The sequence below is a fragment of the Petrotoga mexicana DSM 14811 genome (assembly GCF_002895565.1).
Lineage (GTDB): Bacteria > Thermotogota > Thermotogae > Petrotogales > Petrotogaceae > Petrotoga > Petrotoga mexicana.
Genome location: NZ_AZRN01000036.1, coordinates 120,939 through 136,717 on the forward strand (window position 1 = coordinate 120,939; position 15,779 = coordinate 136,717).

12 protein-coding genes are annotated in these 15,779 nt (G+C 33.1%); 2 read left to right on the top strand and 10 right to left on the bottom strand.

The features are described 5' to 3' along the window. Positions 1–6 precede the first annotated feature (6 nt). Complete coding sequence (locus tag X927_RS10020; protein WP_103077931.1) at positions 7–3,207, top strand: S41 family peptidase; 3,201 nt, start codon at positions 7–9, stop codon at positions 3,205–3,207. Positions 3,208–3,311: 104 nt separating this feature from the next. Here X927_RS10020 and X927_RS10025 read toward each other — a convergent pair whose 3' ends face one another. The 7 genes from X927_RS10025 to X927_RS10055 all read right to left on the bottom strand — a co-directional run bounded on the left by X927_RS10025 (position 3,312) and on the right by X927_RS10055 (position 10,333). Beyond that, a complete protein-coding gene (locus X927_RS10025) occupies positions 3,312–4,535 on the bottom strand; it encodes a 6-phosphofructokinase (RefSeq protein WP_103077932.1) in 1,224 nt (407 codons plus the stop codon). Positions 4,536–4,583: 48 nt separating this feature from the next. Continuing rightward, positions 4,584–5,369 (bottom strand): CRISPR-associated endoribonuclease Cas6, encoded by a 786-nt coding sequence (cas6, locus tag X927_RS10030; RefSeq protein WP_103077933.1) that lies wholly within the window; start codon positions 5,367–5,369, stop codon positions 4,584–4,586. An 85-nt stretch (positions 5,370–5,454) separates the two neighbouring features. Continuing rightward, a complete protein-coding gene (locus X927_RS10035; RefSeq protein ID WP_103077934.1) occupies positions 5,455–6,555 on the bottom strand; it encodes an ABC transporter ATP-binding protein in 1,101 nt (366 codons plus the stop codon). 144 nt (positions 6,556–6,699) lie between these two features. After that, positions 6,700–6,954, bottom strand: coding sequence for a type II toxin-antitoxin system Phd/YefM family antitoxin (locus X927_RS10040; protein WP_103077935.1), 255 nt, complete (start codon positions 6,952–6,954; stop codon positions 6,700–6,702). A 116-nt stretch (positions 6,955–7,070) separates the two neighbouring features. Next, positions 7,071–8,417, bottom strand: a complete 1,347-nt coding sequence (locus tag X927_RS10045; protein ID WP_103077936.1) for a B12-binding domain-containing radical SAM protein — start codon at positions 8,415–8,417, stop codon at positions 7,071–7,073. An 11-nt stretch (positions 8,418–8,428) separates the two neighbouring features. After that, entirely contained in the window at positions 8,429–9,199 is a 771-nt protein-coding gene (locus tag X927_RS10050) for a type III pantothenate kinase (protein ID WP_103077937.1), read from the bottom strand. A 72-nt stretch (positions 9,200–9,271) separates the two neighbouring features. Then, a complete protein-coding gene (locus tag X927_RS10055) occupies positions 9,272–10,333 on the bottom strand; it encodes an L-threonylcarbamoyladenylate synthase (protein ID WP_245855528.1) in 1,062 nt (353 codons plus the stop codon). 354 nt (positions 10,334–10,687) lie between these two features. Here X927_RS10055 and X927_RS10065 point away from each other — a divergent pair, with 354 nt between their 5' ends. Further along, positions 10,688–11,038, top strand: coding sequence for a hypothetical protein (locus tag X927_RS10065; protein WP_103077939.1), 351 nt, complete (start codon positions 10,688–10,690; stop codon positions 11,036–11,038). Between the two features lie 7 nt (positions 11,039–11,045). Here the strand turns inward: X927_RS10065 and purD are convergent, their stop codons facing one another. From purD to purH, 3 genes are all read right to left on the bottom strand, one after another. After that, entirely contained in the window at positions 11,046–12,308 is a 1,263-nt protein-coding gene (gene purD / locus X927_RS10070; RefSeq protein ID WP_103077940.1) for a phosphoribosylamine--glycine ligase, read from the bottom strand. A gap of 124 nt (positions 12,309–12,432) precedes the next feature. Then, positions 12,433–14,076: a sensor domain-containing diguanylate cyclase gene (locus X927_RS10075; RefSeq protein WP_103077941.1), complete on the bottom strand. Its 1,644-nt coding sequence runs from the start codon at positions 14,074–14,076 to the stop codon at positions 12,433–12,435. Positions 14,077–14,139: 63 nt separating this feature from the next. Further along, positions 14,140–15,666 (bottom strand): bifunctional phosphoribosylaminoimidazolecarboxamide formyltransferase/IMP cyclohydrolase, encoded by a 1,527-nt coding sequence (gene purH, locus X927_RS10080; protein ID WP_103077942.1) that lies wholly within the window; start codon positions 15,664–15,666, stop codon positions 14,140–14,142. Positions 15,667–15,779 lie beyond the last annotated feature (113 nt).

Consider the following 15,779-nt stretch of genomic DNA (forward strand, 5'->3'; position numbering starts at 1 on the left):
GAATTCATGAGTGAAGAGTTCAACGGTTACTACAGATTTCCGACTATTTACAACGATCAAATAGCCTTTGTTGCTGAAGATGACATTTGGGTAGTTTCTTCTTCAGGGGGAGTAGCCAGAAGATTAACCTCAAATGTTGGAGAAATCTCCGACCTTACTTTTTCTGAAGATGGAAAATGGATAGCCTTTACAGGAAGAGATGAAGGTGTACCAGATGTATATATAATTCCATCTACAGGTGGTGTACCAATTAGGTTAACTTACTTAGGTGCAAACAGCAAAGTACTTTGTTGGCATGACGGAAAGATAATTTTTTCATCAAATTATACCCAACCTTTTAAAAGAATTACATCCCTATGGGAAGTCGACGTTGAAGATAAAAGGAAGTTAAAGCAATTAGATTTTGGAATAGCCACTGAAATCTCATTTGGAAAAGAAAAAGGCATCGTTTTGGGAAGAAAAACTGGAGATCCAGCTCGATGGAAAAAGTACAGAGGTGGAACAGCTGGAGAATTACTGATGGATGTAGAAGGGAACTACAACTTCAGAAAATTGATCGACTTAAAATCCAACTTTGCCAATCCAATATGGATTCAAGACCGAATTTACTTCGTCTCAGACCATGAGGATGTCGCTAACATATATTCTTGTACAGTAGAAGGAAAAGATCTAAAAAAACATACGTATCATAACGATTTTTATGTCAGAAACCCAAAATCTGATGGAAACAATATTGTATACCATGCCGGTTCGGATATTTACATTTTGAATTTATCAACTAACGTATCAGAAAAGGTAGATATAAAATATTACAGTACCTTACCACAAAGAAACAGAAAATTTGTTGAATCCACACAGTATTTTGAAGGTTTCTCTATTTCTAAAGATGCTGAGAATTTAATAAGCACTCACAGAGGCAAAAGCTTTTATTACAACAACTGGTACGGTCCCGTTAAACAACTTGGGAAAGAAAGCGGTGTCAGATATAGACTTACCACCTACCTAAATCTGGAAGATGAAGAAAAGGCTGTAACAATAAGCGATGAAAATAATAATGAACATATCGAGGTGTACGATTTAAAAAGTGGCAATTTAATCGATAAAGTCGAGGAATATGATTTAGGAAGGGTTATGAATATCGTTGCCTCTCCTAAAGATGAAGAAATCTTGTTAACTAATCAAAGAAACGAACTTATCTTGATCGATTTGAGAAACCATAAAAAGATTGATGTGGATAAAAGTACCGTTGGTCCCATTAATGGATATTCTTTTTCTCCAGATGGTAGATGGATTGCTTATTCAAAATTTATAAACAGCAAACAAGCCGCTATTATGATATTTGATAAAGTAAAAGGAGAGATGCAGCAAGTTACAGAACCAATTCTGCTTGATGTAGACCCTGTCTTTGATCCAGACGGAAAATACCTTTATTTTATATCTTATAGGATATTCAATCCAATTGAAGATAGGCTTCAAATGAATGCAGCCTTCGCAAAAGGTACTAAACCTTATCTTATAACACTCAAAAAAGATATCTTTTCACCTTTTCAGGAAATAATTAAAGAAGAAGAAAAAGGGAAAGACAAAGAAGAAGAAGAAGAAGAAATAAAAGTTGATATTGATTTTGATAACATCGCTGATAGAATTATACCCTTCCCAGTTAGTGAAGAAAGATATGTAAACATACAAGCTGCAAAAGATAAAGTTTTTTATACTATTTCTACTGTAAGTGGTGTACTGGAAGATGAAGAAGATATGCTCAGCGAGAAACATGAAAAATTAACCCTCAAATACTATGATCTTATTGAAAAAGAAGAAAAAACTTATCTTGAGGGCATCTCAGAATTTCAAATTTCCGAGGACAAAGAGAAAATCGCAATTCTGATAGACGATGGATTAAGAATTCTTAAAATTTCTAATCCTCCCTCCCCAGAACAAGAAAAAGAATGCGAAAATAAGTATACGAGAAAGTGCGGCTGGATAGATTTTCACAGAGTCAATGTGGAAGTTCAACCACTGTTAGAATGGAGACAAATGCTTTGTGAAGCTTGGCGTCTACAAAAATTTTATTTTTGGAACAAAGACAAACTAGACGAAATCGAATGGGACAAAATATTAGAAAAGTATTATCCTTTAGTTGAAAGAATAGCAACAAGAACAGAATTTTCTGATTTAATATGGGAAATGCAAGGAGAGTTAAAATCATCACATGCCTATGAAATGGGGGGAGAATACAAACCTAAACCAGTTTACAAAATAGGGTATTTAGGGGCAGATTTGATACTGGATGAAGATAGAAATCTATACAAAATAAGTCACATTGTCAAGGGAGACATATGGGATGAAAAAAATAAACCACCATTACTTGGGCCAGGAGTCGAAGTAAAAGAAGGAGATTATCTATTATCGATAAACGGTATAGAAATAAAGGATAAAATACCTAATGAAATTTTGGTGAATTACAGTGGCAAAGATGTTGAAATAGTAGTATCAAACGGCGATAATATTGAACATAAAAGAAAGTATGTTGTCAAAACGTTAAAAGATGAAACGTCTCTAAGATACAGAGAATGGGTAGAACAAAACAAGAAATATGTTCATGAAAAAACTGATTCACGGATTGGATACATTCACATCCCAGATATGGGATATACTGGATACGCAGAATTTCACAGAAACTTCTTAAGCGAAGTCAAATATGACGGACTCATAATCGATGTAAGGGTCAACAGTGGTGGCTTTGTATCTTCAATGATTTTGGATAAATTGAATAGAAAGTTTATCGGATATGATCTTTCACCATATAGAGAGGCCGAAGCCTATCAATATGATAGTGTTAGAGGTCCAATGGTTGCTATAACGAATGAGTTTGCTGGTTCAGATGGGGATATTTTTAGTCACTCCTTCAAACTGTTGAAACTAGGGAAACTTATTGGTAAGAGGACGTGGGGCGGAGTGATTGGAATTTGGCCTAGAAACCCGCTTGTCGATCACACTATAACAACCCAACCAGAAATGGCCTTTTGGTTTAAAGATGTTGGATGGGACGTTGAAAATTATGGAACCGATCCGGATATTGAAATAGATATTACCCCAAAAGACTATAAAGAAAAGAAAGATCCACAACTCGATATGGCTATAGAAATAGTACTAAAAGACCTGAACGAAAATCCACCAATAGGCCCAAAAGATATCAAAAAACCTTAAATCATTAAACAAATGCCGAGCGCACTGCTCGGCTTTTTGTTTGGGGTGTGCTCTGATCCCTAACTTTATGCTTGAGATCTTATAACAGGTTTTTATTCTATAACTTATCTATCTTCAATTGGAAAAGATACGTATTTAGGAATACCATTTTCGTAAGATGGATAACTTTCTCCTTGAATTAAAGGTTTGGCATAATCAATAAAATCATCATTTACACCGTAACCGTCATCAGAAATATATTCTTCAGGTAAATATTTGGTGTTATTTGCTACCTCGAATAATGGGACCTTTCCAAATTCTATTTTGTAAGGGTCATTTGAGAGACGGTTAATTGTTACCATAAATCCTGAGATACCATCCCGAGCATATTCTAAGGCTTTTTCCCCTATCATAACAGCTTCAGCTTGATCAGTTTTACTAACGATGTGTCCTGCACTTCTCTGGAGGTAATCTGGAATGGACACATGTACTTTCAAGCCTAACCTTGTTAAAATAATGTTGGCTACAACCCTTCCAACATCTCCCAACTGTCTGTTTCCAAAACTATCGGTGTATCCCATATCAGAAACAAATGCACCGCTTTTATACCTAATACCTTCCGAAACAGCTATCGTACAGTAACCATTCTTACTTACCTCTTTTTGAACCTTATCTATAAAATTATCTTCTTCAAAAATTCTTTCTGGCAACAAAATAACATGAGGTCCAAAATCCCCATTTAATTTAGCTAACGAAGTAGCAGCTGTAAGCCAACCCGCATGTCTACCCATTGTCTCCATTATGAAAATTTTTGTAGAGTCTTTTGCCATACTACGCGTGTCTATACTTGCTTCCAACATTGAAATTGCCAAATACTTTGCTGCAGAACCATAACCTGGAGAGTGATCAGTGCCGTACAGATCGTTATCTATTGTTTTTGGAATCCCTATGACTTTTAAATCATAACCTATCTTTTTTGAATACTCGTCGATTTTATGGGCCGTGTCCATAGAATCGTTACCACCATTATAAAAGAAATAACTAATATTGTAATCTTCGAACGTTTTAAAAAGTTTTTGAAAACCTTCTTCATCACCTTCTTTTAATCTATGTCTGCAAGTACCAAAGGCACTTGCTGGTGTAGCTTTCAAATTATTTATTTTATCAACAGATTCTTTTGTTAAATCGAATAATTTACCTTCAAGAACCCCTGTAATACCATTTATTCCCACATATATCTTATCAATTTGTGGATCCTTTAAAGCCTTGCTTATCAGTCCATATGCAGAAGCATTTATGACACTAGTAACTCCTCCCGATTGTGCATATATGATATTTTTTTTATTCAATAATTACACCCCCGAACTTTTAATTTAAAATTACAATGTATCTATATTTCAGCCTTCTTCAGCAAGTTCTAAAAAACTTCTTTCTTTGATGGAATCCTTTTCTACAGGAAGGATCATTCCAAAACCTTGTGCATTTTTAGCTCCCAATCCCGAATTAAGCGCTAATTTCAACAATTGAGTATCACCTTTTAAAATGAAATATCCAGTCCATCCTTTTATAATAATATCTTTGTAAAAAAGTAATTTTTCATTTTTTTCCGTTATACCATAAGGCTCTATATAAAAATTGTTATTTTTTATTCCAATTTCCAATGCCAAAGCTTTTCTCCTGAGGTTTTCTTCTATCAGTTTTTTAAAATCTGATGAGTAAGGAGAAAAATAATGAGTATAACGATTCCCGTTTGGTAGAACGATAGTTGAATATGCTGTAATGGGAGACAAAGTTTTAACAAGCATTTCTTCATTAACTTCATTATGAATAACTTCATACTTCATCAAAGTAAAATAATTTTTTTCGATTCTCACAACCTTTTGTTCATTTAAAGAATTCAAAATTGCTTCTACTAATTTATTAATTGGTGAAGCGAAATAAATATTGAATAAACCTTTAAAAATCATTCTTCTTTTCTCAACTTTAAAAGAGTTATAGGGATAAATTCTTGAAAAAGTGAAAAGCTTCAACTTCTTATCTTCAGATCTTGTTCCTAAATCGTGGTACTTAGGCACAGCATTAGACATTAAATAGTAAAACAATCCTTGCAAAGGTCTGTTGTAATGAACAGGAAGATCAATTTTATCACCTTCTAAAGCTCCGAATACCAACTTAATGACCAATAGAATCCCCCCAGTTTATATTATTATTAAATTTTTAGATAAAACCCTTTGTGACAATCGCACAAAGGGTATGAATTCATAAAAATTAAAATATAGCTTGTTCTGTTTCCTTATCGAAAGCATGTATCATTTTTAAATCGATTGCAACTTCAAAATTCTGTCCAGATTCTGCTCGTGTTTGAGGGCTTACCTTTGCGGTCATAGATTGACCATTGATAGTTAAATGAAGTAAAGTCTCACTACCCAAAGGCTCAACAACATCAACCATAGTGTTTAAAATATTAGATTCATCAGCACCTTCAAAAAAGTTTTTATCATAAATATCTTCTGGTCTTACACCAAAGATAATATCTTTATCTATATAATTTTCAAGTAAAGATACTTTATCCTCGGGTACTTTTATAGAGATTCCCTCTGCTTTGAACCAAATACCATTATCTCTTGTTACTTTTACATTTAAGAAATTCATTGGAGGCGTCCCAATAAATCCGGCGACAAAAATGTTGGCCGGATTATTGTATACATCAAAAGCTCCTCCAACCTGTTGAATTACTCCTTCGTTCATAATAACAATTTTATCAGCCATAGTCATAGCCTCAACTTGGTCATGTGTAACATAAGCGACTGTAGCTTCCAACCTTTTTTGTAGTTTCTTAAGCTCAGCTCTCATCTGAACCCTTAATTTTGCATCTAAGTTTGAAAGAGGCTCATCAAATAAGAACACTTTAGGATCCCTTACGATAGCTCTACCTAGTGCAACTCTCTGTCTTTGCCCCCCTGATAATTGTTTCGGTTTTCTATCCAATAAATGGTCAATCCCAAGAATTTTTGCGGCGTTTCGAACTCTCCTCTCGATTTCGTCTTTAGGTGTTTTCCTCAATTTCAATCCAAAAGCCATGTTGTCGTAAACCGTCATATGTGGATAAAGGGCATAATTTTGGAAAACCATAGCTATATCTCTATCCTTCGGTTCCACATCATTTACAACTTTTTGGTCAATTTTTATTGTTCCTTCTGTAATGTCTTCTAACCCTGCAATCATCCTCAAAGTAGTAGTTTTTCCACATCCTGAAGGACCGAGTAGTACAAGAAACTCCTTATCTTCTATTACAAAATCTGCATCCTTTACTGCATGAAATCCATTTGGGTAAACTTTGTTAACCTTGTCTAATATAACTTGAGCCATTAAAAAGCACCTCCATCTTTTAATTTTTTCTGTCTTTAAAAAGTCTAAAACTTGTTTTAGCACCCCTTCGCTCCGCTACCCATCCATAAGGAAAAAAAGGTCTATACCATTTACCCCATAGTCAACTCAAAAAGAATGATGAACTCAGTAATCAAAATCCTTAAAAAAATCCTTAATTCTCTGATATTCTTCAACGTTTTCTATCTCAAAAAGGGAAATATCTCTAACTTCATCAACAAAATCCATGAGTTTTACGAATTTATCATAGTCTAACAAAACAACCTTTGGCAAACCATTTTTGGTGATAACAACGTCCTTTTTTTCAACTTCATCAACAACTTGAGAGAATTTTGCTTTAGCTTCAGCTAAACTATAAAATGTAAAATCTTTTAAATACATATTTCACACCCCTTGACTATAATTATAGTCAATTTATTCTTATTTGTCAATCTAAAGAATTCAAAGATTTTCTAGCGTAATCAATTTTAATAGCCTCTAATGCCCAATAATCTCTTCTAATCACTATATTTGACTTCAGTATATTTCTTAACTTCTTCAAGATCACTAATGGAAAGACCAAAATGCGACCAATAAGGAATAATAGTGTTGTTAAGAAGCAAAGGATCGGTGTTTGAAGATATAGCATTTTTTTTGACAAGTTCTTCGTATTCAACGGTACCAGGAATTGGAGTAAATTCGTTTAAATTCACCTTTATTCCGAGAGAATGGCAGAAATCTACAGCTTGTTTTACATCATCTTTATTTTGAGATGGTAGATTCACCAACACGTAAGCATAAATATCATTCATATCAAAACCAGCATTTTTTAGAGATGTAACGGCTTTAACAAGATCGTTATTAGTTACCTTAAACCCCGTTCCTTTTTGAATATTAAAATCATAGCTTTCGTACCCGAGTTTTATAGTCTTAAAATTTGCTTTTTTTAATAACAAAGCTATTTCATCATCAACACGTCGGGCATGTACACCATTGGGCAAATGATATTGAACGTCAAATTTAGATAAAGATTCCAACAATTCTTTAATATCTTTTCTTAATAAGAACGCATCGTCAAAAAAAACGAAATCTTTTACATAAGGTCTTTTTTTAAGAATATACTCTATATTATTTATTATTTTGTTTATACTCCTGTATTGAAATTTCCACATCTTCGGAGTTACACAATACGTACAATGAAAAGGACAACCTACGGAAGAAACCAAAACAACATAAGTGAGATAGGAATCATAAAAATCATAGGTCAGATCAATATCTTCAAACCAGTTGAAGTTATTTAATTCTGTAAGATTCTCGTTTAGTATTTCCAAAACTTTCTTTAAAGGAAATATGCCCGTTCCTGGGCAAATATTAACTTTAAATTTGGAAAAAACATCTTTTGCATGTTCAGTATACAAGGTGGAATAAATACCACCTAAAAAAATAGGAGTTTTTGGAAAGAAGCTTCTCAAAATTTCGATGGTTTTTTCCCCACCGTAGTACCAGTATGTTAAAGTGATTCCCACCAAGATTGCATCAACTTTGTTCTGTTTTTTTATTGCTTCTAATTTACTTTCAAACAATTTTAAAGGTAATCCATACCTTTTGAATTTTCTAGGGATGTTCTTTAATATAGTTGGCTTTTCGACTCTTTCATTATAAAATTTACCAGTTCCGTACTTTTTATCTTTTGGAGGATATTTTACAATTAAATCGTTATCATGGCGATTTAGCAGATCTATAAACGTTACATTGTGACCTAAATAAGTTAGTACCTCACTTATGTATAACAACCCTAATGGCTTAAGCCAAAAATCATATGCGGCAAAATCGTAGATCCAAGGATTAACAACCAAGAAGTTCAAATCGTTGCCTCCTATCGCAATTTTTTAATTTCTCTAGAATAATATAATATCCCCTTTAGGGTTAAATATGGATCGTAATGTTTGAAAATAGATACTTTACTTGAGAGGAAACTCATGTCTCCTCCCGTTGCTACAACGACAAAATCTTTGTTCCTTTCTCGTTTTATTTCGTGAATAAGCCTTTCTATCCCATATAATGTTGTTTTTATTACCCCTATTTGAATATTGTCGACTGTATTTTTTCCCAAATGGTATTCAGGCACCTTTATCTCCACCTTAGGAAGCTGGGCAGTTCTAGAAAACAAAGCGCTTATAGCCGTCTTAAATCCTGGAATTATCGCCCCTCCTACAAAATTACCCCCTTCCAAAACATCAACGGTTATAGCTGTTCCAAAATCTAGAGCAATTACGTGATCGCCATACTCTTCTTTACATGCAATAACGTTGCATATTCTATCTGCACCTATTTCATTAGGATAGTCAACCAAATATCCTATATTATTAATTTTATTCTTAGTAGTAACAAAAATAGTTTCAACATTAAAATATTTCTTTAACATCTGTTCTAAAATAAAGTTAACATTGGGAACCACGGACGAGATACCTGCCAAAGTTATCCTTTTTAAATCAACATTTGCCCGATTTAATAAATTTGAAATGACAACAAATAACCCATCCTCTGATTCAAAACTACTCGGTCCAATTCTCCAAGTCAAAAACTTACCGTCTTCGTGTATCCCTGCCATCGTATAAGAGTTACCAACATCAAATAAAAGTTCCAATTTTCCCCCTTCCTTTCTTTACCTTGAATCCCCTTTGGGGCAGTTTTCTTTGACCACGTTCGGGGTGTATCTTTATACTATCTTGTACGATGCCTTTCTTAAACGGTTCATAACCGCTATACCTATCCCTTTGTCTTCTATACCTTCAATAATCATAGCATCAATTTTTTCATCGTATTTTCTAAGCATTTCAAAAAGTTTCACTGCAAATTCATAATAATTTGCTTCACTACCTATAGTGTCAAAATTAATATTATGATCCTTATAATAGCCAACATGTTCTTTAAGACATAGAACTATTGGATTGTTGTAATTTTTTACTTCTTCTAAAACCTTTTTCACCATAGTATCCACATCATCATGTTCAACTAAAATAACGGGGGTGTTAGGAGCGTAATGTCGATACTTCATACCCGGAGATTTTATATAATCAGGTTCTATTTTCCCATATGCAAAATCAGGAATGATAATATCACCAAAAATCTCTTTTAATTTTTCAGGTGGAATAGGACCTGGACGTAATATTATTGGTATCTTTCCTTGAGTTAAATCAATTATCGTCGATTCTACTCCAAACTCTACCTTACCTCCAACAATTATATAATCAACTTTTCCAAACATATCTTTTAAAACATGTTCCGCCATTGTTGGACTAGGCTTACCCGAAACATTAGCACTCGGTGCGGCAATTGGCACTTCAGCGTATTCTATCAATTTTAAGGCAACAGGATGAGCCGGCATTCTTAAAGCTATAGTATCTTTTCCTGCTGTTACAATATTTGGAACAATCTCCCTTTTCTTTAATACAAAAGTAATTGGACCTGGCAATAATCTTTCTATTTTTTCCAAAAGAGTATAAGAAATATAAGTGTACTCCAAAAAAGATCTAACGTTAGCCACATGAAGAATTAAAGGGTTGTCATAAGGCCTGCCTTTTGCCTTAAAAATCTTTCTCACGGCATTTTCTGAAAGGCCATTGGCTCCCAAACCGTAAACCGTTTCAGTAGGAAAGACTACTGTTTTATCTTCTTTGATTGCCTGAGCTGCTTCTTTAATTTTCTCCTCTTCAATATTTAATGGATCCACTTCAATAACTTTGGTTTCCATAATGAATTCTCCTTTTCCATTTGGCAAATAAAAAAATCTCCAACTTATATTATACAAGAAAACATCAAAAAAGTGAAATAATCGATTATAATGAGCTCTAATCTCTGTTAAACGTCTCTAAATACAAATATTCGCCATTTTGCTATGTAAAGCGAGTAAATATGGTATAATTCAAAAAGGACACTTCGGGTGGGGATCGGGACAAAAGAGCAAAGCCCTGTTTGCCGCAGTGTGCAAACGATGTTTTTAAATGATTTTGACCTCGAATTTGGGGTTTTTAAGTGGGAACCCTTAACGTTCGGGCGAAGGGGTGCTAAAACAAGTTTTAGATTATCTAAAGATAGTAAATTCAATAAAAGAAAGAGAAAAGGTGGGTTTTAAATGAATACTCCAAATATACCAATAGAAGAAATAATAAGTAAAATAAACAAAACGGAAGAAATTTTAGACGGCTCGCTAAAGAACAATGATTTTGAAACTTTTTCTAAAACGTTAGAAGAAAGATTTGAATTATTGAAACAATTAGAACCATTTAGAACTGAAATCACCGTAAAAAACATTATAGAAAACATCCTAAAAAAAGATTCTGAACGCTCAAAAAGCATAGAAAAGAAGATGAGAAAAATCAAAGACGACCAATTTAACGTCCAAGTTAGTAAAAAAGCTATGAAAAAGGGATATCTTAAGATTGAAGAATCCATGAGCCGCCATAAAATTAACAAAAGTGGTTAAACTTTCACTAGAGATCCTTTCTATAATACTTTGATTTAAAATGTACTTTTTCTGCTTCATCATAAACAATATTTCGTACCTCTTCTAATGTATCTGCCTTATTTACTAGCGATAATACCCTACCACCATCGGTAAGTAAATTTTCACCATCTTTTTTAACGCCAGAATAAAAGATTTTCGAAGTTATTCCAGGTTTTATTGTGATCCTTTCACCTTTTGTATAGGAAAAAGGATAGCCTTTGCTACTAAGTACGAGGCAAAAAGAAAATCCGTCATAAAACTCGATATTGGCAGTGTTAACTCTCTCTTCTCTTATGTCCTTTATAATATCAACAAAATCAGATTTTAATAAATAAAGCATTGATTGGGCTTCAGGGTCTCCTAAACGGACGTTGTATTCCAATACATAGGGTTCATCCTTGACCCCGTTCGGGGTGTTTTCTTTTTTTATTATTAAGCCTATATACAAAAATCCTTTATATAATAAACCCTCTTCTTTTAAACCGTTGATAGTTGGATTAATGATTTTTTGAAATATTGCCTTCATTAATTTTTCATCTACATCAGGATGAGGTGTAATTGCTCCCATACCTCCAGTGTTTGGGCCTTGATCATTTTCTAACAGTTTCTTATGATCCTTCGAAACGTTGAAAAATTTGTAGCTTTGACCATCCAACAGCAAAAAAATAGAAGCTTCAAAACCTTTCAAAAATTCCTCAACAACAATTTTTTTACCAGATTCACCAAATTTTTCTTCTTTCATAAGTTCATTAAGAGCTTGGGTAGAATCTTCATAAGAATTACATATAAAAACACCTTTACCTGCTGCTAAACCATCGGCTTTTATCACCAATGGATAAGAAGCCTTCTTGGAATATTCAAGGGCATTTTTTAACTCAACAAAAGTGTTAAAAGAAGCTGTTTGAACGTTGTGCCTTTTCATGAAACTCTTTGCGAATATCTTACTACTTTCTAATTGGGCAGCTTTTTGATTGGGGCCAATTATTTTTAAACCTGATTCTTCAAACTTATCAACTATTCCTTTTGCTAAATACTCTTCTGAACCAACTATTGTCATATCTACATTATTATTCTTAACAAAATTTATAATATCTTCGATAGATTCTATTTTTAAACTTTCACATTTATTTTCAATTGATATACCATCATTCCCAGGGGTTACAAACACTTTTTCTATATCTTCACTTTGAGACAACTTCCACGCTATTGTGTGTTCTCTACCACCTTTGCCTATTACTAGTACTCGCATTATTTTTATCCTCCTGTTAGAAAAAACTATTTTTTAAAAACTTTAAAATTTTGTATATAGCGCCCCTTAGCTCCGCTACCCACCCTCGTCTTATTTCTAAAATGTCTAGCAAAAGAAAGATCCACTACACCATCAAATTGCCTTTACCTTGATTTTTCGATAGATACATTTTTCTGTCTGCAATTTCAACGATCTCTTTATAACTATTAATTACTTCATCACAAGTACTTAATCCAGCACTAAAACTGATCTTTGGTTGAAAATTTTGTAACGCATCATAAAGCCTTTCTACAATCTTTATCCCAATCTCTGTTGAAATACCAGCAAATAAAATTACAAATTCGTCTCCTCCATACCTATAAACCCTGTCTTTATTTCTGACAGTATTCAAAATTAATTGAGAAAATTTTATAAGTACTTCATCACCAAACTTATGACCATATTTGTCGTTTATATCCTTGAAATCGTCCAAATCTATAAATACAGCACAGATCTTCTCTTTATTTTTTTCGAAATTTTCCAAATCATAAAATAATTTAGAATGGTTAAAAAGTCCCGTTAAACTATCTCTCTCGGCTTGGTCTCTAATCTCCATGAATTTTTGTGAATGCTCCAACGCCAGTGAGACTAACTGAGCGAAAACCGATAAAATGTTCAACTCCTCTTTAGACGGCCTTAAATTATTTTCTGGAGAATCCAAAGATATATACCCTATAATGTTGTTTCTTTCATCTCTCAAAGCTAATAGCAATAAATCATCAGGATCCCATAAATTCTGATTATCTTCTAAATAATCTATGCTCACTTCATCCCTAGGTTGATAAGTATAAGTTTCGCTTATTTTATCAGCGTGAGGAATAAAGTAGGTATCTTTATAATTATATTTTTCATCCATAAATTTAAGAACTTCAGATATAGGAACCTCTTGACCTTTAATTTTTTCAAACATTTCTTCTTTTAGACCTCGATGTGCTATTCTTTCAACTTTATTATTCTGATAATTAAACAAACTGATAAGAACATATGCATAACCCATATTTTTCTGCATTATTTCTGCTATTTGATCGAGAATTTTTTCGGAGGATACCTTCAAGGAAAGTTGCCTGATAACCTTGCTTAAATTAACAATCACATCGTTTAATTTTCGTATTCTTTGGGTTCTCAAAATCTCATCGTTTTTATCGTTTCTCGTTTTAATTATCAGATAAAAAAGCATTAGTATCAATAAGTTCACAGAAATTATTAAGTACTTAAAAGGCGAAAACCCGAATTGTAAATACAAGTAAGAAAATGGTAAAAGACTCAAAAAGTAAAGATATTCATAAATAAACACTGAAAAATCAAAATTTTTTCTACCTTCAACTATAATGGTGTTAATAATTTTCGAAATAGTCAAAAATAAAAATATAGAAAGAGGTGGACTAAATCTATAAGAAATCAAAGCAGCCAAAGAATAGCTCGTGGAGAACACGAGAGTCCTGTATAACTTTCTACTTATTTCTTGATGTTTTGTTTTACTCAAAAGAATGACCAAAGAGGAAATTAAAATATATTGCGGCCCCAATATAAAAGCATATACAAAACCCACGGTGTTAGAGACCAACCTATTGCTGTAATTCCAATAAACCCTTATATTATCAGAAATAGCAGTTAATGCTATTACCATTAAAGCATCTAAAAGAGCAATACTTTCAAAATCTACCCTTAAAAAATAAAAAGAAAAGATTGTAATTCCTAGTAAAATAAGAGATTTGATTTTTACATTCATTTTAATCACCCATTAATAGTATACCAAAAAATGGGTGCTTTGTATACTATAAATAAAGAAATATTAGATATGTTTGAAATGTCTCATTCCCGTAAATACCATAGCTATTCCATATTTGTTACACGCCTGAATAGACTCATCATCCCTGATTGACCCTCCGGGTTGAATTATTGCTTTTATTCCGTATTCCGCTGCCTTTTTTACCACATCACTAAAAGGAAAAAATGCATCTGAAGCTAAAACGTCTCCTCCTTTCCCTTTACTTCTTTCTAAAGCTTGAGTAGCAGCCCAGATTCTGTTGGGTTGGCCAGGCCCTATGCCTGTGGTAGCCTTGTTTTTTGATACGACTATTGCATTTGATTTTACGTGTTTTACCGCTTTCCACGCGAACAAAAGTTCTTCTTTGATTTTTTCTGGAACTTTAGTATCTGTTACAACCTTAAATTCATTTATAACCCCTTTATCAACTTCTTGAACAAGGATTCCCCCATCAACGGACACATATTCGTACATATCAATTGGTTTAGAGTTCATTTTCAATATTCTTAAATTCTTTTTCTTTTTTAAAATATCTAAAGCCTCTTCATCATACTCTGGAGCCATTATTATTTCAAGAAATATTTTTTTTAGCTCAAGTGCGGTTTCAACATCAATTTTCCTGTTAAAAGCAACTATCCCACCGAATATTGAAACAGAATCGCATGAATAAGCCTTTTTGTATGCTTCTAAAACACTATCTCCTAAAGCAATACCACAAGGAGAACTGTGTTTTAAACAACAACATGCTATATCTTCAAACTCATTCACAGCTTTCCAGGCAGAATCTGCGTCTCTCAAATTGTTAAAGGACAACTCTTTCCCATTTAATTGATCAAATGAAGTCATAGCTCCTGCACTTAAAGTATTTTTGTAAAAAGTGGCACTTTGATGGGGATTTTCACCATATCTCATTTCATAGCTTTTTTCAAATGGAACGGTTAAAAATTCTTGAAAATCATCATTATCTTTCAATTGAGCATTTAGATAATTACTTATACAGCTATCGTAAAAGGCAGTCAAATTAAAGGCTTTTGAAGCTAAGTACAATCTATATTTCTCATCAAACTCTTCTCTATTTTTTAATTTAGCTGATATCTGTTCCAAATCAGATTCATCTACTACAACTATAACGTCTTTGTAATTTTTGGCTGCAGATCTTATCATGGTTGGTCCACCTATATCTATAAATTCAATCAACTCATTCAGATCAACATCAGGTTTGTTAGCTACTTCTACAAACGGATAAAGATTAACATAAACAAGATCTATCGGTTTTATCTTTAAATTTTGCAAAGTTTCCATATCTTGAATGTTCTCTCTTCTTGCAAGGATACCTCCATGTATAAAAGGATTCAAAGTTTTAACCCTTCCATTTAATATTTCGGGAAAATTAGTGATTTCTTCAACGGGCGTAACTTTGATACCATTCTCCTGAAGTTTCTTAGCGGTTCCACCCGTTGAAATAATTTCAATTCCAAGTTCTTGAAGAGTTTGCGCGAAATCAACTACTTTATCTTTTTTGTAAGTACTTAACAATGCTCTTTTTATCACTCTAATGCCCCCTATGTCATTTTATTTTATTAAATTATCTTTAAAAACTCTAAACTTACTTTAAAACTTACTTTAGCGCCCCTTCGCCCCGCAGCCCACCCTTTTTAGAAAGG